The following is a 19,881-nucleotide window of genomic DNA, read 5'->3' on the forward strand; positions in this document are numbered from 1 at the left end:
ATAATTTGTTCGTCCGTGAAACGGTTGCGCTTCATTCCCTGGTCCTCTCAATGGGCCAGAGCTTACTTCAAAATGGATTATTTCAACGGGGCAAGGTCAGGTTTGGGAAACAAGATGCGGGATTGGTGCAACGCTGCGGAGCTGTTCCACTGCTCAACTCACGGCCTGCGCAAAGCCGGCGCGACGATTGCGGCGGAGAACGGTGCGACTGACGAAGAGCTGATGGCAATTTTCGGCTGGACGACAAAGAACCAGACTACTCGGTATACAAAGAAAGCCCGGCGCAAGAAAATTGCGGCAGGCGCAATCTATAAGCTCATCCCTGGCCGATGAAGCTAAGCTGCCCTCGCGATCGGCAATGCCGACTTGAGCTCAATTTGTTCAAGCCAGTCTTTGAGCTCTTCGTACCGTTCATCAATATACCGGACGGGCCCATGCAATAGACTGAAAATTGCGTTAGTTGCCGCTTGGCGATCTTGCTGCAGACCGATCTTGGTAGTCGTAGTAACATCTGAATCCCGAGTCCGCCGAAATTCGACCTGATAGTGACAGACTTGCCCGTGCTCAGGTTCCCAATGACACTCAACGAAGTAGTAGTCCATCTTGATCGAAATGAGTTCGTTGTATGAGAACTCATAAAATCCGACATAGTAAGTCTCTTCAGTCGTCGGAGTTGGCGCTCGCCCCTTGGCCGCGGCAAACCTCTGGTTCTTCTTGTCCGCAGCATCGCGGCCATATTTGTGAATATTCCCGTCAGTTCGGCAGATCAATCGAGATGCGACGGACATAGCATATGTTCTTCCGTCTTGCATTTTATCGAACTGCAAAAGGGCTTCTTCGTCGAATACTCCCGACCTCAAAAATTTTGGATAGTGCGCCGCCCTGCACACCGTAAAGATATCAAGCATTGCCGCCCGTATTTGTGGAGGAAAGGGGTTCTGCACCAATTATTTCAATGAGTTTCGTATAAGCATCTGCGGTTCCGCCCAAGTCATGGACGCAACGAACTCGCTGGGACTTATTCAAATCCATCACACCAAAATCACTCGAATCAACAGTCAGGTAACGCTTTAAGTTGCCATGATCCCATGTAAATACAACCGAATCTGCATCCTGAGGCATTACTCGCGGAGGAATAATTGCGAAATTGTGAGACATTACTGCCAAGAGATTTGATGCGCGAACCGCAGCTTCTTCATCAACATGGAAATCACTATCAGCGGGGAGATCAGCCATGTGCTTGATCGCCTCTTGAACCGCTGCGAATCTGACCGCCCTAACATCCTCATCGACGCTATCCCACGAATTTCTACCGTTCCAAACTACATATGATTTTGATGCGGGCTCTGAAGAGCTATCGGTGGAGCTTTCGGTCCATCCTACCACGTTCAACAATGGGGACCAAAATTCGCGCGACGAGCTTTCGTCGGAGAGTAGGCCATTCAGAACCTGATATCTGTTCTTAGCGATTCGGTAGTTCATTTTCTTCGTCCGTCAATGCTTGGGGTGAAGCAATGTTCGCGATGCGCAGTAGCTCAAACGCCATTTCCTTAAAAATGGGAATTTGGTGCTCGGTTGCAATAGGTCTTCCAGTTACAACGGTATTGAGATCGAGAATCAACGACGTGGCAAATTTCGTCTCCGACATGGGCACTGCGGGACCAGCGGGACCGGCGTTAGGTTGAACTTGGACGATGTATTCCTGAAAAGTCGCGATGCCAAAACGCAAAAGACGATTCAGTGTTTCTGGCGCGGATGTTAGCTTTTTTCTTCGGTTTATTTGAAATACCTCGTCCGACGTTTCCGGAACGAAAGAAGACAGACCGGCGCGCTCAAAAAAGAGCTTACTTGCTTCGGCTTGGCTCTCGGCGGGTTCAAACAGGTTTGCAACGATCGCCTGGCGGATCGCTGTAGGCCAGACGATGTCGTTGGTCGTGATGGCCTCTACTAAGGTGTTGACTTCGAGTGCCGTGTCAATGAAAGGAATCTCAGGAGCTGGGTCAGATGTATCAACTGGCATGACGAAGATGTCGACGCGACCCGGCTGCACCTGGACGCGAAGCTCCCTGTTATAAGCGACCCCGCTGGCGAGGCTCAAAAAGGGATTGGATGGGCTTGGAACGCGATTCTGCTGAGAGCTGTCAGGGCTTTGCCCGGCCACCTTTTGAAATATTGTTGCGGCGTGGATATTCTCTACCGAAGTCAAGAACCACACAAACTGCACTGATTGAGATCGCCAGATAGCCATTTAACGCATACCATTTTTGCCGACTTTATCCATGCAAAAGAAACGTTAAAAAAGCAATGTCCCCTGCGTCATTTAAGCCAAATGAAGGGCTCGTTTTGTCCCACAAGTTTACGCCTTCAGTGGCGTGGGACAATTGCCCTTAAAAAACTCAATAATATCAATGGTGCTTGATGTCGATGGTGCCCCATGCCGGAGTCGAACCAGCACTTCTTTCGAAACTCGATTTTGAGTCGAGCGCGTCTACCAATTCCGCCAATGGGGCAACGGATCCTGACGAGGCGGGTGTCTAACATGTGATCGCCCGCGCGCGCAAGTCGGTGGATGAGTTATTGCGAGTGTTTCCGCAGGGTTGTGGTTTGGCCCATGGCGACAGATTGACCCCATGGGCCTTTTGATTGGCCTCAGTGCGCCATTGCCGGCGCCTTATCCGTCGAGCCGGACCGGCTGATCGTCAACGCCAGGACTGCGGCGAGCACGCAGAAAGCACCGGCGATGAAGAAGGCGGGTAAGTAGGTGCTGAGTTCAGTGCGCGACAGGCCGGCGCCATAGGCTGCTGTGGCGGCGCCGAGCTGGTGGGCGGCGAAGACCCAGCCGAAGACGAGGCCGGCTTTTTCGCGGCCAAAGCGGTCGGCGGCGATCTTGACGGTCGGCGGTACGGTGGCAATCCAGTCGAGGCCATAGAAGACGGCGAAGATCGACAGGCCGTAGAAGGTGAAATTGCTGAAGGGCAGGTAGACGAGCGACAGGCCGCGCAGACCGTAATACCAGAAGAGCAGCCAGCGATTGTCGAAGCGGTCGGATAGCCAGCCGGAGCCGATCGTGCCGAAGAAATCGAAGATGCCCATGACGGCGAGCACGCTGGCGGCGGCCACCGGAACGATGCCGAAATCGCCGCAGAGCGTGACGAAATGCGTCTGGATCAGGCCGTTGGTCGAAAGGCCGCAGATGAAGAAGGTGGCGGCCAGGATCCAGAAGGTGGAACTTGCGGACGCTTCTCTCAGGATGACGAGGGGCGAGGCTAGGGCTGCCTTGAGGTTCTTGGTGGCGGGCGGCGTTGGCGCGACATGGATTTCACCGACGAGCGGCAGATTGACGTCGGCCGGACGGTCGCGCATCAGCAGCAGCACGACAAGGGCTGCGACGACGATCATGCCGCAGACGAAGAGAACGGTCGTGCGCCAGCCGTAGCGTTCCGTCAGCTCCGCCATCAGCGGCAGGAAGACGAGCTGGCCGGTGGCCGAGCTTGCCGAGAGCATGCCAACGACGAGGCCGCGATGCTTGGTGAACCAGCGCGTCGACACCGTGGCGGCCAACACCATGGCGGTGAGGCCGGTGCCGAAGCCGATAATGATGCCCCAGCAGAGCAGCAGCTGCCAGACTTGCGTCATGAACAGTGAGCCGATGAACCCGACGCTGATGGTGATCAGCGCGAAGACGATGACCTTGCGGACCCCGAAATGATTCATGAACGCGGCGGCGAAGGGACCCATCAGGCCGAACAGCAGCAGGCGAACGGCAAGTGCGGAGGAGATGGATGAGGTGCTCCAGCCGAACTCGTCTTCCAGCGGCTTGATGAGCACGCCGGGGGCGCCCATGGCGCCGGCGGTGACCAGCATGGTCAGAAAGGTGGCGCCGACGACGACCCATCCATAGTGGATGTTGCGCCGGGCAAGCGTCGAAGCAAGGACTGTGGAAACCATGAGGTGCGTTCCGATGAGGGTTCGTGTTTCAGCGCTGGGGCCGGATTGGGGCGGGACTGTTGTCAGAATAGCTGTATCGCAACGCTTCTCTCCCGGCTTGAACGATTGTGCAAAGTAGCTGTATATGAATTTAGATGATCGTCATCATATTTGTTGCTTATTGATGATGGCTATCATATAAATTGTCAATACAGTTTTCTTGAAGCTCTGATGGAGTTTTTTGATGAGAGTGAGCCGGGAAAAATTCGCCGAGAATCGAGAGAAGATCCTCGCCGTAGCGGGGGAGCTCTTCCGCGAAAGGGGTTTCGACGGCATTGGTGTCGCCGACATCATGAAGGCGGCCGGGCTGACGCATGGCGGCTTCTACGGCCATTTCGAATCGAAGGACGAGCTGGCTTGCGAAGCCAGCAAGGCGCTGGTCGCGCACGCGCAGGAGCGTTGGCAGGGGGTGGTCGAGGGGGCGCCGGAGGCACCGCGCGACGCATTGCTCGCGCATTATCTCTCGCACCGCAATGTCGTCGAGCACGGCACCGGCTGCGTCTTCGCGGCGCTGACACAGGAGGTCAGCCGCTATGGCCCTGAAATGCAGTCCACCTTCACCAATGGCCTGATGGGAATGGCGGCAATCCTCGAAGAGATCACGCCCGGTGAAACGCGGGAGGAGCGGCGGCGCAAGGCGCTTGCCGATCTCTCCACCATGGTCGGCGCGGTCATTCTCGCCCGCGCCCTGGATACTCCAGCGCTTTCCGAGGAGCTCCTGGCGGCAACCCGGCAGGAGCTTGCGTCGCGTTAAAGGCCGGTTCGATCAGCTGCGGAAGGCAAGCAGGCCGGCCGATTCCACGATTTCGGTGAACTTGCCGTCGGGGGCGACTTCCAGCAGCTCGGCGCGCAACGCCGCCTCGAAATCGGCCAGCTTGTCTCCGAGCGCCTGCGGCGAGGTGGAGGACATCGAGAAAACCCGGCCGACGATATCCTCGATATCCCTTTGATATTCGCTGACGATGCCGATGCGCTCGAGATTGCGGAAGGGCGAGGCGAGCAGCATGGCCTCATGCGGCGCCCACGCCTTGCTCTTGCGCAGCAGGCGCTCCTCATGGCGCTCGGGCGAAAAGGTCTCCGCCAGCTTTTCGACGATGCTGCGCCAATCCGGGCTCGTCAGCACCTGTTTGTCATGGAACAGCACGACTGCCCCGCCCGGCTCGATCAGCGTGTCGAGGGCGGCGAGTGTGGCCGGGCGATCCATCCAGTGGAAGGAGCGGCCCATGATGCAGAGATGCAGCTTGCCGATATCCGGCCCGAGATCGTAGGACGAACCCTGGCGGACGGTGATCTCGACACCGGCTTCCTTGGCGCCGGCCTCGGCGGCGGTCAGCATTTCCGGCTCCGGGTCCATGGCGGTAACGGCGGCGCCTTCAAGGCGCGCAAATGCGATGCCGAGCTGGCCGGGGCCGCAGCCGAGGTCAAGCACATGATCGCCGGCCTTCAGGCCGCTTCGCTCGGCAACGCGGGCGATGAGCGTATCCGGATAAGGAATGCGGTAACGCAGGTAGTAAGCCGCGGTGGACTGGAAACGCCGCGCTTCGAAGGGGACTGTGATCATGGGTGTTATCCTTGGGGGTAGGGGCCTCAATCAGTTAAGACTCAACTGTGACCTGTTCGTGAAATATCTCTTGCGCCATTCCCAATGGATTCAAAGGCTTCGACATTCTCTGCGACGCAACGCCACAGCAAAAGCCAGGGTTGGTGCATACGGATCTGCGTAATGGAATACAGGCTGCTGCCCAAAGTGTCGCGCTGCGGCCAGAGCCGGCGCTCATAAATTACATCCTACGATTTTACGGCCAACTTTACCGTAACGTACTTACACGCTTGCGGTCATTGTGTCCCGATGGAGTTGCCGCGGTGCGCTCGGCACGGCGCGATATTGCCTTAGCTCAACGTTCGACGGGAGACACCCCAAATGGCTTACGACGACGACCGCAATAAAGCATCATCCATCGACCTCAGCAGCATCACGCGACGCAATCTGCTCGTCGGATCGACAGCTCTTGCCGCCGGTGTAGTCACGGTTGCGAACATGGTCGGCTCCACAACGGCCAACGCGCAGGCAGCAGCACCCGCAAACAACCAGACGGCTGCACCGTCGGGCAAGAAGCCGAACATCCTAGTCATCTTTGGCGATGATATCGGCGTTCCGCAGATCAGCGCCTATACCATGGGGCTCATGGGCTACCGCACGCCCAATATCGATCGGATCGCCGCCGAAGGGGCGATATTCACGGATTCATACGGTCAACAGAGCTGTACGGCCGGGCGCGCGTCGTTCATTCTCGGCCAGGAACCTTTCCGCACCGGCCTGCTGACGATCGGCATGCCCGGCGATCCGCATGGCATTCAGGACTGGATGCCGACGATCGCCGACGTCTTGAAAACCCAGGGCTACGCGACGGGTCAGTTCGGCAAGAACCATCTTGGCGACCATGACGAACACTTGCCGACCAATCACGGTTTCGACGAGTTCTTCGGAAACCTTTATCACCTCAATGCGGAGGAAGAACCCGAGGGTTATTTCTATCCGAAGGATCCGGAGTTTCGGAAGAGGTTCGGTCCCCGCGGTGTGATCCACTCCAAGGCCGACGGCAAGATCGAGGACACCGGCCCGCTCACCATAAAGCGCATGGAAACAATCGACGAGGAATTCCTTTCCGCAGCGAAGGACTTCATCGATCGCCAGCACAAGGCCGATACGCCGTTTTTCGTGTGGTTCAACTCAACCCGCATGCACGTTTTCACTCACCTCAAGAAGGAATCGCTGGGTAAGACCGGCAAGGGCATCCATGCGGACGGCATGGTTGAGCATGACGGCATGGTCGGCGAACTGCTCAAGCAACTCGACGATCTCGGCATTGCCGACAATACCATCGTGCTTTACACCACCGACAACGGCGCCGAGATCGCCTTGTGGCCGGATGGTGCCATGACCCCGTTCCACGGCGAGAAGGGCACGACATGGGAGGGCGGTTTTCGCATTCCGATGATGGTGCGCTGGCCAGGCGTCGTGAAGCCCGGGACGCAGATCAACGACATCGTGACGCTCATGGACTGGATGCCTACTTTGACAGCGGCAGCGGGCGTTCCCGACATCAAGGAAAAGATGAAGACCGGCTTCTCCGCCGGGGCGAAGAACTTCAAGGTTCATCTCGACGGCTACGATCTGACGTCCCTCCTGAAAGGCGATGCGGAGAAGACGCCGAGGGATACGGTCTACTATTTCGATCAGGGCGGAAATCTCAACGCCATCAGGTGGAATGACTGGAAGCTGAGTTTCGCGGTGGCGCACGGGAATATCGCAACCGGCGTACGCGAGACGCCTGCCTGGGCGCTTATCGCCAATCTGCGGATGGACCCTTACGAACGAGGGCTCGACGAGGGAGGCGGAGCGATCGAATTTCTGGCGCGAAACATCTGGTTGCTCGTGCCGATTCAAGGGAAGATCAAGGAGTTCTTCGCCGATTTCGATCAGTTCCCCTCTCAAGCCGGCAGCTCCCTCAATGCGGGAGGGATCAACTACGGAATGCTACGGCAGGAGGCAGCCATGAAGCGGCTCAACGAACTGGAAAGCTTGATGCCGCAATAGAGCCGACCTCATTCCCAGTCTGGTTATCTGGGTCAGGCGCGCAACGGCATGCGCGCCCGATCCGTCCGGGATACTTACTTAAACCCGGCAACCCCGTGCGGGATATAGGGCGATTCCAATGCATCGATCTCTTCCGGCGTCAGCTTGACCGACAGGGCGGCAACGGCGTCTTTGATGTGGCCGGACTTGGAGGCGCCAATGATCGGTGCGGTGACGGCGCTCTTCTGCAGGATCCAGGCGGTGGCAACCTGGGCGCGGGCGACACCGCGAGCCTTGGCGATGGTGCCGACGGCTTCGACGACCTTGCGGTCGGCTTCGATCGCCTGGGTGTATAGCGTCTTGCCGAACTCGTCGGTTTCCGAACGCGCCGTGGCCTCGTCCCAGTCGCGGGTGAGGCGGCCGCGGGCAAGTGGGCTCCAGGGAATGACGGCGATCTTCTGGTCTTCGCAGAAGGGCAGCATTTCGCGTTCTTCTTCGCGATAGAGCAGGTTCAGGTGGTTCTGCATGCTGACGAACTCGGTCCAGCCGTTGAGGCGCGAGATATAGATCGCCTTCGCGAATTGCCATGAATACATCGAGGAGGCGCCGATGTAGCGGGCCTTGCCGGCCTTGACGATGTCATGCAGCGCTTCCAGCGTTTCCTCGATCGGCGTCGTGTAGTCCCAGCGGTGGATCTGATAGAGATCGACGTAATCCGTGCCGAGACGGCGCAGGCTATTGTCGATCTCATCGAAGATAGCCTTGCGCGACAGGCCGGCGCCGTTGGGGCCGGGACGCATCCGGTTGAACACCTTGGTGGCGAGCACGATGTCCTCGCGGCGGGCGAAATCCTTGATGGCCCGGCCGACGATTTCCTCAGACGAGCCGTTGGAATAGGTGTTCGCCGTATCGAGGAAGTTGATCCCGGCTTCGATCGCCTGCTTGAGCAGCGGGCGGCTGTTTTCTTCCGTCAGCGACCAGGCATGCGTGCCCTTGTTGGGGTCGCCATAGGTCATGCAGCCCAGGCAGATGCGGGACACTTCAAGGCCGGTTTTGCCAAGCTTGGTGTATTCCATCGATAGTCTCCATCTTGTTCTAGGGGTCCGACACGGCAGCGCTCCGCCGCCGGATCGGAGGCAGAGTAGGTACATGATCAAATATAGAGTAGCGGAGCGCAGCTTCACCGATTAGCTCAATAATTCGCAATAGGCTTTGAAGCGGCGCTAAACAAAGATGGCGATTTCCGCCAGCGCGGAGGCGAATACTGCTATTGTTTCCTTGAACCAGTGGCGCCACCGGTGTTAGCTGCGCCGCAGCATTTTTCCTGGAATTTGGTATGAAACTGCCCCCGCGCGACACTTATGAGGCCCTCTACCGCGATTTTCGCTGGGAGATTCCGGCGAAATTCAACATCGGGCGCGCTGTATGCGATGACTGGGCCGAACGGGAGCCGGATCGGGTCTGCCTCGAGCATTTCAGTCCTGACGGCGATCATCTGCGGATGACCTATGGAGAGCTTCGCGATCGGTCCGCAGCCTTCGCCACCGCGTTGACGGCTCTTGGTGTGCGGTCGGGCGATCGGGTTGCGCTGCTTCTGCCGCAGAGTTTCGAGACCGTCATCGCGCATGTGGCCATCTACAAGATGGGAGCGATCGCCCTGCCGCTGGCGCTGCTGTTCGGTGCTGAAGCACTGGAGTACCGGCTGGCGAATTCGGGAAGCTCGGCGATCGTCACCAATCAATTCGGCCTCAGGCGGCTGCGCCCGATCCGCGATCGCCTGCAGGAACTGGCGCATGTGATCAGCATCGATGGCAGCGAGCAGGGCGTGGCTGGCTTTGCCGAGCTCGTGGCAGCCCATCCACCGCTGTTCGAAGCGCTCGATACCGGGCCGGACGATCCGGCGCTGATGATTTTCACCTCGGGCACGACCGGGCCGCCGAAGGGCGCGCTGCATGGCCATCGCGTACTTCCTGGCCATATTCCGGGCATGCAGTTCGCCCATGAGGGCTTTCCGCAGGCGAGCGACAAGCTCTGGACGCCATCGGACTGGGCCTGGGCCGGCGGGCTTCTGAACGCCTTGCTACCGAGCCTGATGCTTGGCGTGCCCGTTGTCTCCTCGCCGGCGCAAAAATTCGATGCGCATATGGCTTTCCGCATCATGGCCGAGATGGGCGTGCGCAATGCCTTCATTCCGCCGACGGCGCTCCGGCTGTTGAAGTCGGTGGACAATCCTCGATCGCTCTATGATCTCAAACTGCGCACCATCGGATCGGCGGGTGAGGCGCTCGGGCGCGAGACCTATGAATGGGCGCGTTCCGCCCTAGGGATCACCGTCAACGAGTTTTTCGGGCAGACCGAGTGCAATTTCGTTTTGTCCTCCAGCGCAGCCTTCGGCGTCAGCCGCGGCGGCGCGACCGGCAAGCCGGTACCCGGCCATCGCGTCGCGATCGTCGATGCGGATGGCAGGGAGATGCCGGTGGGCGAGAGCGGGCAAATCGCCATCCAGCGGCCCGATCCGGTGATGTTCCTCGGCTATTGGCGCAATGAGGAGGCGACAGAGGCCAAATTTGCCGGCGACTGGCTGCTGACCGGCGATCTCGGGCGGCAGGATGCGGATGGCTACATTTCCTTTATCGGCCGTGACGATGATGTCATCACCTCCTCAGGCTATCGCATCGGCCCGAGCGAGATCGAGGACTGCCTCGGCGGCCATCCGGCCGTGCAGCTGGCGGCGGCCGTCGGCAAGCCGGATGCGGTGCGCACCGAAATCGTCAAGGCCTATGTGGTTCTCGTTCCCGACCGTGAGCCGAGCGATGCGCTGGAGGCCGAGATCCGCGACTGGGTGAAGACGCGGCTTTCCATGCATGAATATCCGCGCGAGATCGAGTTCGTCGACGAGCTGCCGCTGACCACTTCAGGCAAAGTGATCCGCCGCCTGCTACGCGAGCGTGCGATCGCCGAGGCTCAGGGGCGGAACGACTAGGGTTTGCCTTGTATAGGCGTTTGAACGCGCGGCTCAAAGCATGTCGTGCGAAAGTGCGGCATTATGGGGCAAGCGCCACATGACTCCGCAGGTCTCGTGAGTCATTACGCGACTGCGCGGCAAAAATTGCCCACAACTAAGACGACGGCGCTGCCATTTGGATATTCTCGGTGTAAAATTCCCCGTGACGAAGAGCGAGGGCGAGTTCATCAGACGCTAGACGGGGGAAGTGTTGTGAGATTGCTGACGCGCCTTTTCCAGAGGTTCCTAGTTTTTTGTCTGGGTATACTTAGCGTTTGGCTGATAGTCTTCGTTATTTTCGATACTGCGGATCACAGACTTCCATGGATTCTTGCGGCGTGCCTTACATATGGCTTGGCTGCTTACGTCATTCTGCCGAACGTGGTTCGACTGTCCCTTAAGGTTCTTCATCGGGGGCTTATCCCTAGATACACGATCGCGGCCGATGGTTTGCCCGGCGATCCTGTAAATTTCGTCCTCGTCGGCACTCTTCAACAACTCCGCGAGGCCTTTGCAACGGCGGGCTGGTCTACGTCTGACCGTTTGGGGATCGCAAGCTCGTTGCGAATGATACGAGCATTTCTGATGAACTCTGCCTATCCCACCGCGCCTTTCAGCACTTTCTATCTTTTTGGGCGACGGCAAGACATAGGATTTCAAGAACCCATTGACGATAGCCCCCGCAAGCGCCATCACATCCGTTTCTGGGCCCTTGGTCTCGCCCATTCCGAAGACGACATGAGCGCGGCGAGCTTCTGGTTGAACACAGACAGGCCCTCGCCCGGCGAGCGCGCATTATGGGTTGGGGCGGGCACGAGAGATACCGGGCTTTCTCTGACTTGGCTAACGTTCCAAGTTACACATGCTACCGATTCGGATACGAACGCCGAGCGCGACTACATAGTCAATGAGCTAAAAGCAAAGTGCGTAATCAGGGACGTCGCGTGGCACCCGGCTGGTTCACGGTTGATGACGGGGAAGGTTAACCACTACATTACCGATGGTGAGATCGCGTTTGCCAGCTTGACTGTTGGTGCAACGGGTGACGATCACGCTGCGCTTTAAAGCAATTCCAGGAAAAGTGCGAAGCGGTTTTCCGTCCGGAATCGCGAAAAAGCAAAGCAATTCCGTGAAATGCTTTAGCGCTTCGTAAGCGACAGTATTTTCTGGCGCAGCAGCTTCGCCATGTTGCGGGTGCTGCGGTACATATGCAGTTGCGTTGCCACCTGTCGGGCGTCGCGGTCGCCATTTTGAGTCAGGCCGATCACCAGCGTGCCCATGTCTTCGCGCTCCTGCCAGAAGCGGCTCATGATCGGATGATCCGGCATGGCGCAGGAATCGGAGCGGACGATATTGGCGTCGTCGAGATGCCACTCAGTCAGCTCGCCCATCAGCAGCTTGCCCGGCGAATAGCGGGCGTAATCCTCGTTATAAGCAGTCTTCCAGGTATAGGCCTCGCCACCCATCATCAGCACGATCATCGAGGCGATTGCCTTGCCGTTCAGGTCGATGGTGTGAATGCGCACGGCATCGACGGCGGCGAGGTTGGAGACAGCTTCGCGGGCGAAGGCCGCATGGTGGCGATCGGTGACCAGCGCGCTGCGCTTCTTGCCCTTCCAGCCGCTCGCCTCCAGAGCCAGGAATTCTTCCATGCGCAGGTGAATGTCGCGCGGCTGGCGGGCGACGGTATAGACGACGTCGCCATGGCTCTCCAACAGGCGCCATTGGCGGCGCATTTCGCGCAGATGCGCGTTCGAGATCGTCCGCCTGAGATAGGCGAGCGCATCCTCGCTGCTGTGGAGCATCGGCCGCTGGTAGGGATTGGCAACGGTGAGAGGTAGGTTGCGGCCAATAGCGACAGCCTTTGCCATCTGGGCGAAACGGCCGTTCAACCTAATATCCGGCAGAACCAGTGTCGTCGGCAGCTGCAGTTCACGCCGGGTCAGTGCCTCGAAGAGATTGTCGAGCGTCTCGCCGGCCTCCTCGGCATCGACAAGGGGCGTGCCGAGCGGACCGAAGGAATTCGACCAGACGCGGATGATCGAGGGACCGAGCGCAAAGCCGGGCTTGTCGACGGTAAACGGCATCAGCAGGCGCATGCGGCTGCGAGTGCCATTGTCGTCGCGCATCAGCGCGAGGCGGATCTGCCGATCTTCCAGCCGTGGCATGGCGGGCGCCAGGAAACGACCGGAGAAGAAGACATTCGGCTCCATGGCGCGATTGGAAAGGAAGTCCAATTCGTCCTGCAATTCGTAGCCGAATTTGCCGGGATAGAGGCTGAGCTCGCGGCCTCTCCGACCGACCTCGACACGCGCCTCGGCCTTGGGCGGTTCGAAATGCAGCGCGGCGAGCGTATGCGTCAGGGCGTTCACTTGGCTGTCGGTGCTTTCGGTAAAAGGAGGGCGCGCCATGATCAGAGTGCCCCATTCGTTGCTGGTGTCATCGGTCGGCGGATAAGGGCGAAGAGTATGATGCCGAATGCGCGGCGGACCGCGATATGCAGCAGCACGGCCTCGATCACCATGGCGCTGGCGACGGCAATGGCCGCGCCCTCGATACCAAAATGCGGTATGAGCATGATGTTGAGACCGACATTGGCGACCAGCGCGGCGGCATAGAGGTAGACGCAGAGCATCTGCCGGTCCGCCATCATCAACAGTACCTCGGCCGGACCGACGAGCGCCTTGGCGAGAATGCCGGCAAGCAGGATGGCGATGACGGCCTCGCCTTCGGTAAAGGCGGTGCCGAACAGCGAAAGCAGGAATTGCCCCGCCGCGGCCACTGTCAGACCGACGGCGAGGGCCGGGAAGAAGGTCCAGCGCGCAGCTTCCGTGGCGAAGGCCGCGAGTTTTTCCCGATCGTTCTCGGCGATGATGGCGGCAAAGCGCGGTCCGATGGCCGCCTTGACGGCGAAATAGACGAAATGCACCAGTGCCATGATCTTGGCAGCGGCGAAATAGACGGCGACCTCGGTGGGATCGAGGAAAATGCCAACCACGACGACATCGGAATTGGTCAGGAGATAACCGACGCCCTCGGCCAGAAAAACCGGGAAAGCGACGGCAAACCAGGCGTTGAACTCGATCGTTTTCGAACCGTTGGGATAGTGACGGCGCAGGCGGAAGGTTACCGCGAGATATTGGCAAAGCACCGTGACGAAGGCGGCTGCAAGTGCGGCCGCCATTGCCGTCACCGCGCTGTGGGCGGCGCCGAAAAGGATCGCGGCCAGCATGAACAGCAGGATCAGCGTCGGGCGGATGAGGAAGGTGGGGCTCAGCGCCATGACCGGCCAGTGATTGGCGCGCGCCGTGCCGTCCAATACGTCGCCGAGCGCGATCATGGGTACGGCGATCAGGCCGAGAAAGATCGGCATGACGTAATAGTTTTCGACCATGCCGCTGAAGGCATAGAGCGCCGCCATGCCGATCAGCGCCAACCCGCCGGCGACCGCCAGAACGAAGCGGCGGGCAGTGGTCGTCACACCGCGGATGGCATCATGATTGCCGCTTGCGGCATATTGCGGCAGGAAACGGATAATGGCGGTCGGGAAGCCGAGGCAGGCGAGGTTGCCGAACAGGATCATCAGCACCCATACAAAGACGAAGACGCCATATTCGAACCTGCCCATCATGCGGGCGAGAACGATCTGAGAGACGAAGGCAAGGCCTGCGCCGGCAATGCGGATGGCGAAAGCGACCAGAGCCATGCGCTGCGAGACAGCTTTCTCATCATTGTCGGTCAAAAGAGGGCGAAATTTGCGCAGGTATGGCGACAGCACAGTCCGCAGCCCGGAAGGCAGCATTTTCTCTGCTGTTTGAAAAACTGCCATGATCGATACGCAATACTTAAAACATGATCGTAACCTTACGTTAGTCTTGGCAGAGGCGGGTTAAGAATCAGTTCCCGCGGACGTGGGAAAGCCTCATAGATAAGAGCTGGTGCGTCGATGTCCTCCGCGGGAATCGGGTGGCGCGGGGCAGGCCAGCGTGCAGAATTGTCTGGTCAATTCGGGAGGGCTGTTAATGCTGACGCTTCATGACTATTTGCCATCGCAGAACGGCTGGAAGGCCAGGGTCCTTTTCGGACTGCTGGATATTCCATACGAAAGCCACTTGGTGTCGATTTTCGAGGGAGAGAGCCGCACGGACGCGTTTCTCGATCTCAATCCGGCGGGCAGCATTCCTGTTCTCGAATTGGAAGATGGGCGGACGATTGCTGAATCAAATGCGATTCTTACCTATCTCGCCGAGGGCACGCCGTTCCTCCCGGCGGATCGCTATCAACGTGCAAAGGTCATGCAGTGGCTGTTCTTCGAGCAATACCATGTTGAACCGGTGATCGGTTCGCTGCGTTTCTGGACGTTGACAGGACGGCTCGAGCTTAATCAGGCCATGGTTGCAGGCAAGCGCGCGGCCGCGGTCCGGGCTTTCGCGGCGCTGGAGCGTAGCCTCAGCGATACGCCGTTTCTTGCCGGCGAAGAGTTTTCGATCGCAGATATCGCGGTCTACGCCTATAGCCACCGGGCAGAGGATTGCGGCTTCGTTCTGACCGATTACCCAGCGCTCGTGGCCTGGTTCGATCGTGTGCGGGAGGTGATCGGTTCCGGCTATCCCATCTACCCATACAGCGACGACCCACATTCCGCCGTCCGATAGTCGTGCAGACAAAAATGCCGAATTCGGTAGCAACTTGGCGCCAATCGCCGCCGCCCCTTTATGACGCTTTTGCGCTGATAGCGGACTTCGGCTCCGCTGCGACGGATGACCGGCTTGGGGCCGAGGGCCGACTGTCCGCTGCTAGACACCCAAAACGAAAAGCGGACATGAGAGTTCTTGCCGTCAAGGTCTGAGATCGGCCCTTTGCTGCCGTTCGAGGTCGATCCGAGGAACGTGCGATGTGTGCTAGAATGCCGCCGAAGGCGGAACGCGACAGACGCACTGCGAGGGGCGGTGTGATCGAACCGGAATTCGCGAGACCGTGTGCCAACGTTGTGCTCTTGGAAGGGGAGACGAGGACGATGCCGACACCAGAGCAACCCAGTCTAATAGTTCGACAGAAATCCCCACCGAACATCGAGTTTCCGTTTGCGTCGCTCTCCGATTGGCTGATCCCAACCGAGCTGTTCTTCGTGCGAAACCATTTCCCGTCGCCGGACCTCGATGCACGAGACTGGAGACTGCGCGTTGGCGGGGCGGTGGAGCGGCCGATCGAACTTGACCTCGACAGCATCAAGGCGATGCGGAGCACGACTTTGACCGCCGTCGTCGAGTGCGCAGGGAACGGGCGCGTCTACTATGTGCCGCCGAAGGAGGGGTTGCAGTGGCAGAATGGAGCCGTCGGCAATGCCGCGTGGACAGGTGTTCTTCTGCGCGAGATTTTGGAAATGGCGGGCGTTAAGCGAACCGCACGTGAGGTTCTGCTTGCAGGCGCCGACAGCGGCGTCGTCGACACGAACAAGAAAACGGCTTCTCCCGGCCCCATCGCTTTTGCGCGCAGTTTACCGCTTGAGAAGGCCATCGCTCACAGCACGATCCTTGCCTATTCGATGAATGAGGAGCCGTTGACGCGCGATCACGGCTACCCGCTACGCGCGGTCGTGGGTGGCTGGTTCGGCATGGCTTGGGTCAAGTGGATTACGCATATCACGGTTGTGGAGCAGCCGTTCCTTGGCTACTGGCAGGCGCGCGACTATTTCCGTTGGGAGCGCAGCCTCGGAGAACCCAGGCTGGTCCCCCTTGCGGAGATGGAGGTCAAAGCGCAGATCGCGCGTCCCGTGCAGGGGGCGCATCTCATCGCCGGCCAACCGTATCGGATTTTCGGAGCCGCCTGGAGCGGAGAGGCTGTTATCCGGCAGGTGCAGGTCTGCACCGGAGATGGCAGGGGCTGGCGCGAGGGAAGGCTCCTCGAAACAGAACGTCCCTTTGCATGGCGCTTGTGGGAGTACATGTGGACCCCTGAGGAAGTGGGGCGATATATACTGCGATGTCGCGCGATCGATGGGGCGGGGTGCGTGCAGCCCGACCTCCCGCGTTCCGACTGCGAGAGCTACGCGGCCAATTGGATCGTTCCGGTAGAGGTTACGGTCGTTCCCGAGCCGCAGACGTACGAGGAGGAATTCGTGATCTAATCACCCGCATGGGGCGGAATGGCGGCTTTTGGCGCAACTGAGACCCGCGTTGTCACTGCGTCATGTCCGCTTTGCAGCAACAGCGACATGTGGCTCGATGACCATTATGGAGGCGCACAGCGGCCTTTGATTGATCCGACCTTGATGTCCTCTTCGGGCGGAAAGCCGTCGTGCTGCATACGAACGCAAAAATGCCGCCCGAAGGCGGCATTTCATGGCTGATGGAGGCGAAGCCTCAAACGACTTCGCTGCTCTCGAAGGCCCCATGGCAATGCTTGTATTTCTTGCCGGAACCGCAGGGGCAGGCTTCGTTGCGACCGATGCGGCCCCAGGTTGCCGGGTTTTGCGGATCGCGGTTTTCCGGGGCAACGACGTTTTCGTTGACGAGGCTGAGCGGTGCGAATTCGTCTTCACCAGTGGTGGCGTCGATATGGCGTGCCTGCATCGGCAGCGCCTGCGGCTCGGCTGGCTGCTGCACCAGTTCCACGCGCGACAACTGACCGGTGACGGCCTGGCGCAGATTGTTCAACAGCGACTGGAAGAGCTCGAAGGCCTCGGCCTTGTATTCCTGCAGCGGATCACGCTGGGCATAACCGCGGAAACCGATGACGGAGCGCAGATGGTCGAGGTTGACGATATGCTCGCGCCACAGATTATCCAGCGTCTGCAGCACGATGGAGCGCTCGACATAGGTCATGATTTCAGGGCCGAAGCGCTCGGCCTTTTCCGCGGCTGCCTTGTCGGCGGCTTCCGTCAGGCGGGAGCGGATATCGTCTTCGGCGATACCTTCTTCCTTGACCCAGTCATGCACGGGCATGTCCAAATCGAAGAAGTTGGCGATGGCAGCCTTCAAGCCGTCGGCATCCCACTGCTCGGCATAAGCTCGTTCGGGGATATGCTTGGAAACCAGATCTTCGATGACCTCGTGGCGCATGTCGCCGACGGTTTCGGAAAGATCCGTTGCATCCATCAGTTCGACGCGCTGTTCGAAAATGACCTTGCGCTGATCGTTCAGCACGTCGTCGTACTTCAGAACGTTCTTGCGGATATCGAAGTTGCGGGCTTCGACCTTCTTCTGGGCGCGTTCCAGCGCCTTGTTGATCCAGGGATGGACGATCGCTTCGCCTTCCTTGAGCCCGAGCTTCTGCAGCATGCCGTCCATACGATCGGAGCCGAAGATGCGCATCAGGTCGTCCTGGAGCGACAGGTAGAATTTCGAGCGCCCGGGGTCGCCCTGACGGCCCGAACGGCCGCGCAGCTGGTTGTCGATGCGGCGGCTTTCATGCCGCTCCGTGGCGATGACGTAGAGGCCGCCGGCGGTAAGCGCCTGCTGCTTGAGCTTCTGGATCTCCTCGGCAATCCCCGCGATCGCCGCGTCGCGCTCGGAGCCGGGCTCCATCTCGTTCAGGTCGCGTTCGACGCGCATTTCGAGGTTGCCGCCGAGCTGGATGTCCGTGCCGCGGCCGGCCATGTTGGTGGCGATCGTCACGGCGCCGGGAACACCGGCCTGGGCGACGATATAGGCTTCCTGTTCGTGATAGCGTGCGTTCAGAACCTGGAAGTTGCTGAAGCCCTGCTTGCGCATGCGGTCGGCGAGAAACTCCGACTTTTCGATCGAGGTCGTGCCGACAAGCACCGGCTGGCCGCGCTTATGGGCGTCCAGAATCTCGGCGATGATCGCCTTATACTTCTCGTCGTGGGTGCGGTAGACCTCGTCGTCCTCGTCGATACGCTGGATCGGCAGGTTGGTCGGCACTTCAACCACGTCGAGGCCGTAGATATTGCCGAATTCTTCCGCTTCCGTCGACGCCGTGCCGGTCATGCCGGCGAGCTTGCCGTACATGCGGAAGTAGTTCTGGAAGGTGATTTGCGCCAGCGTCTGGTTTTCCGGCTGGATCTGCACGTGTTCCTTGGCTTCCAGAGCCTGATGCTGGCCGTCCGAATAGCGGCGGCCCGGCATCATGCGGCCGGTGAACTCATCGATGATGACGACTTCGCCATTGCGGACGATATAGTCCTTGTCGCGCTGGAAAAGCTTGTGGGCCTTCAGAGCGTTGTTGATGTGGTGGACGATCGCGACGTTTTCTATGTCATAGAGCGATTCACCCTTCAGCAGACCGGCATCGCGCAGCATTTTTTCGAGCTTTTCGGTGCCGTCTTCGGAGAAGTTGGCCGAGCGCTGCTTCTCGTCGATCTCGTAGTCGTCCTTCGACAGGCGCGGAATGAAGGCATCGATCGTGGTATAAAGATCGGAGCGGTCGTCGAGCGGCCCGGAAATGATTAGCGGCGTCCGCGCTTCGTCGATAAGAATCGAGTCCACTTCGTCGACAATCGCGAAATTGTGACCGCGCTGTACCATCTGGCCGTGGTCGTATTTCATATTGTCGCGTAGGTAGTCGAAGCCGAGTTCGTTATTGGTGCCATACGTGACGTCGCAGGCGTAGGCTTCGCGGCGTTCTTCATCCGACAGGCCGTGGATGATGACGCCGGTGGTCATGCCGAGGAAGCCGTAGATGCGGCCCATATGGCCGCTGTCGCGCTGCGCCAGGTAGTCGTTGACGGTGACGACGTGAACGCCCTTGCCGGCAAGGGCGTTCAGATAGACGGGCAAGGTTGCAACCAGCGTCTTGCCTTCGCCGGTCTTCATTTCGGAGATGGCATTCGAATGCAGGATCATGCCGCCAATGAGCTGTACGTCAAAAGGTCGCATGCCGAGTACACGCCGCGAGGCCTCGCGCACCACGGCGAAAGCGGGGACAAGGAGATCGTCTAGCGTCTTGCCATCGGCGAGCTGCTGGCGGAATTCGACCGTCTTGGCGGCCAATGCTTCGTCAGACAAAGCGCGCATCTGCTCTTCGAGAGCGTTGATCGCAACGACATTCGGCTGGAATGACTTGACGCGGCGGTCGTTGGACGAGCCAAACAACTTTCGGGCAATTCCACCTAGGCTGACCATATGACTGGTCCTTTCTGAGATTTCATCCTGTCGTCTCTGCTTTATCCATCTCCGAAAAAATCGGGAGTTTAGCACAAAACGCCCGGAAACTGTTCTAGACGCGAGGTTGCGTGACAGATAAGAGGGGGGTCGATTGATGTCAACGGGAATTGGCCGATACACAAAGGCCACATTCTCTTGCTGAAGGCTTTTCCTGCCGGATTCACAGCTGTTGAGCCGGTCGAGACCAC

The 19,881-nt window shown here is 59.0% G+C and carries 16 protein-coding genes and 1 tRNA gene; 7 read left to right on the forward strand and 10 right to left on the reverse strand.

The genetic code is table 11. The annotated features are described in order from the left end of the window. A partial coding sequence (locus tag PY649_RS30630; RefSeq protein ID WP_285872665.1) for a tyrosine-type recombinase/integrase occupies window positions 1-333 on the forward strand: 333 nt, incomplete at its 5' end. A 2-nt stretch (window positions 334-335) separates the two neighbouring features. On the opposite strand, the gene PY649_RS30635 is transcribed toward PY649_RS30630, so the two are convergent. The 5 genes from PY649_RS30635 to PY649_RS30655 form a co-directional block, all read right to left on the reverse strand. Further along, window positions 336-908 (reverse strand): hypothetical protein, encoded by a 573-nt coding sequence (locus PY649_RS30635; RefSeq protein WP_285872666.1) that lies wholly within the window; start codon window positions 906-908, stop codon window positions 336-338. Next, window positions 901-1,236 (reverse strand): hypothetical protein, encoded by a 336-nt coding sequence (locus PY649_RS30640; RefSeq protein WP_285872667.1) that lies wholly within the window; start codon window positions 1,234-1,236, stop codon window positions 901-903. Before PY649_RS30640 ends, PY649_RS30635 begins: the two co-directional genes overlap by 8 nt. 226 nt (window positions 1,237-1,462) lie before the next feature. After that, window positions 1,463-2,248, reverse strand: a complete 786-nt coding sequence (locus PY649_RS30645) for a hypothetical protein (protein ID WP_285872669.1) — start codon at window positions 2,246-2,248, stop codon at window positions 1,463-1,465. 177 nt (window positions 2,249-2,425) lie between these two features. Further along, window positions 2,426-2,510, reverse strand: a tRNA-Leu gene (locus PY649_RS30650). A 139-nt stretch (window positions 2,511-2,649) separates the two neighbouring features. Beyond that, on the reverse strand, window positions 2,650-3,948 hold the full coding sequence (locus tag PY649_RS30655; protein WP_285872670.1) for an MFS transporter: 1,299 nt from the start codon (window positions 3,946-3,948) through the stop codon (window positions 2,650-2,652). Between the two features lie 223 nt (window positions 3,949-4,171). Here PY649_RS30655 and PY649_RS30660 point away from each other — a divergent pair, with 223 nt between their 5' ends. Further along, the gene (locus tag PY649_RS30660) at window positions 4,172-4,741 is read left to right on the forward strand and encodes a TetR/AcrR family transcriptional regulator (RefSeq protein WP_285872671.1); all 570 of its coding nucleotides are present in this window, start codon (window positions 4,172-4,174) and stop codon (window positions 4,739-4,741) included. Window positions 4,742-4,753: 12 nt separating this feature from the next. Here the strand turns inward: PY649_RS30660 and PY649_RS30665 are convergent, their stop codons facing one another. Next, a complete protein-coding gene (locus tag PY649_RS30665) occupies window positions 4,754-5,548 on the reverse strand; it encodes a class I SAM-dependent methyltransferase (protein ID WP_285872672.1) in 795 nt (264 codons plus the stop codon). Between the two features lie 360 nt (window positions 5,549-5,908). On the opposite strand from PY649_RS30665, the gene PY649_RS30670 reads away from it, so the two are divergent. After that, a complete protein-coding gene (locus PY649_RS30670) occupies window positions 5,909-7,585 on the forward strand; it encodes an arylsulfatase (protein ID WP_285872673.1) in 1,677 nt (558 codons plus the stop codon). Window positions 7,586-7,659: 74 nt separating this feature from the next. Here PY649_RS30670 and PY649_RS30675 read toward each other — a convergent pair whose 3' ends face one another. Then, window positions 7,660-8,640: an aldo/keto reductase gene (locus PY649_RS30675; protein WP_285872674.1), complete on the reverse strand. Its 981-nt coding sequence runs from the start codon at window positions 8,638-8,640 to the stop codon at window positions 7,660-7,662. 260 nt (window positions 8,641-8,900) lie between these two features. Between PY649_RS30675 and PY649_RS30680 the strand changes: the two genes are divergently transcribed. Then, the gene (locus PY649_RS30680) at window positions 8,901-10,547 is read left to right on the forward strand and encodes an AMP-binding protein (protein ID WP_285872675.1); all 1,647 of its coding nucleotides are present in this window, start codon (window positions 8,901-8,903) and stop codon (window positions 10,545-10,547) included. 234 nt (window positions 10,548-10,781) lie between these two features. After that, a complete protein-coding gene (locus PY649_RS30685) occupies window positions 10,782-11,633 on the forward strand; it encodes an LssY C-terminal domain-containing protein (protein WP_285872676.1) in 852 nt (283 codons plus the stop codon). A 74-nt stretch (window positions 11,634-11,707) separates the two neighbouring features. Here PY649_RS30685 and PY649_RS30690 read toward each other — a convergent pair whose 3' ends face one another. Continuing rightward, a complete protein-coding gene (locus PY649_RS30690; RefSeq protein WP_285872677.1) occupies window positions 11,708-12,979 on the reverse strand; it encodes a GNAT family N-acetyltransferase in 1,272 nt (423 codons plus the stop codon). A gap of 2 nt (window positions 12,980-12,981) precedes the next feature. After that, a complete protein-coding gene (locus PY649_RS30695) occupies window positions 12,982-14,397 on the reverse strand; it encodes an oligosaccharide flippase family protein (RefSeq protein ID WP_285872678.1) in 1,416 nt (471 codons plus the stop codon). 193 nt (window positions 14,398-14,590) lie between these two features. Between PY649_RS30695 and PY649_RS30700 the strand changes: the two genes are divergently transcribed. Together PY649_RS30700 and PY649_RS30705 are read left to right on the forward strand one after the other, a co-directional pair. After that, the gene (locus PY649_RS30700) at window positions 14,591-15,223 is read left to right on the forward strand and encodes a glutathione S-transferase family protein (RefSeq protein WP_285872679.1); all 633 of its coding nucleotides are present in this window, start codon (window positions 14,591-14,593) and stop codon (window positions 15,221-15,223) included. A 362-nt stretch (window positions 15,224-15,585) separates the two neighbouring features. Further along, window positions 15,586-16,695 (forward strand): sulfite oxidase, encoded by a 1,110-nt coding sequence (locus PY649_RS30705; RefSeq protein ID WP_285872680.1) that lies wholly within the window; start codon window positions 15,586-15,588, stop codon window positions 16,693-16,695. 235 nt (window positions 16,696-16,930) lie between these two features. Here the strand turns inward: PY649_RS30705 and secA are convergent, their stop codons facing one another. After that, the gene (gene secA / locus PY649_RS30710) at window positions 16,931-19,651 is read right to left on the reverse strand and encodes a preprotein translocase subunit SecA (protein ID WP_285872681.1); all 2,721 of its coding nucleotides are present in this window, start codon (window positions 19,649-19,651) and stop codon (window positions 16,931-16,933) included. Between the last annotated feature and the right edge of the window lie 230 nt (window positions 19,652-19,881).

The sequence above is a fragment of the Rhizobium mayense genome (genome assembly GCF_030272705.1).
In the GTDB taxonomy this organism is placed as follows: Bacteria; Pseudomonadota; Alphaproteobacteria; order Rhizobiales; family Rhizobiaceae; genus Rhizobium; species Rhizobium mayense.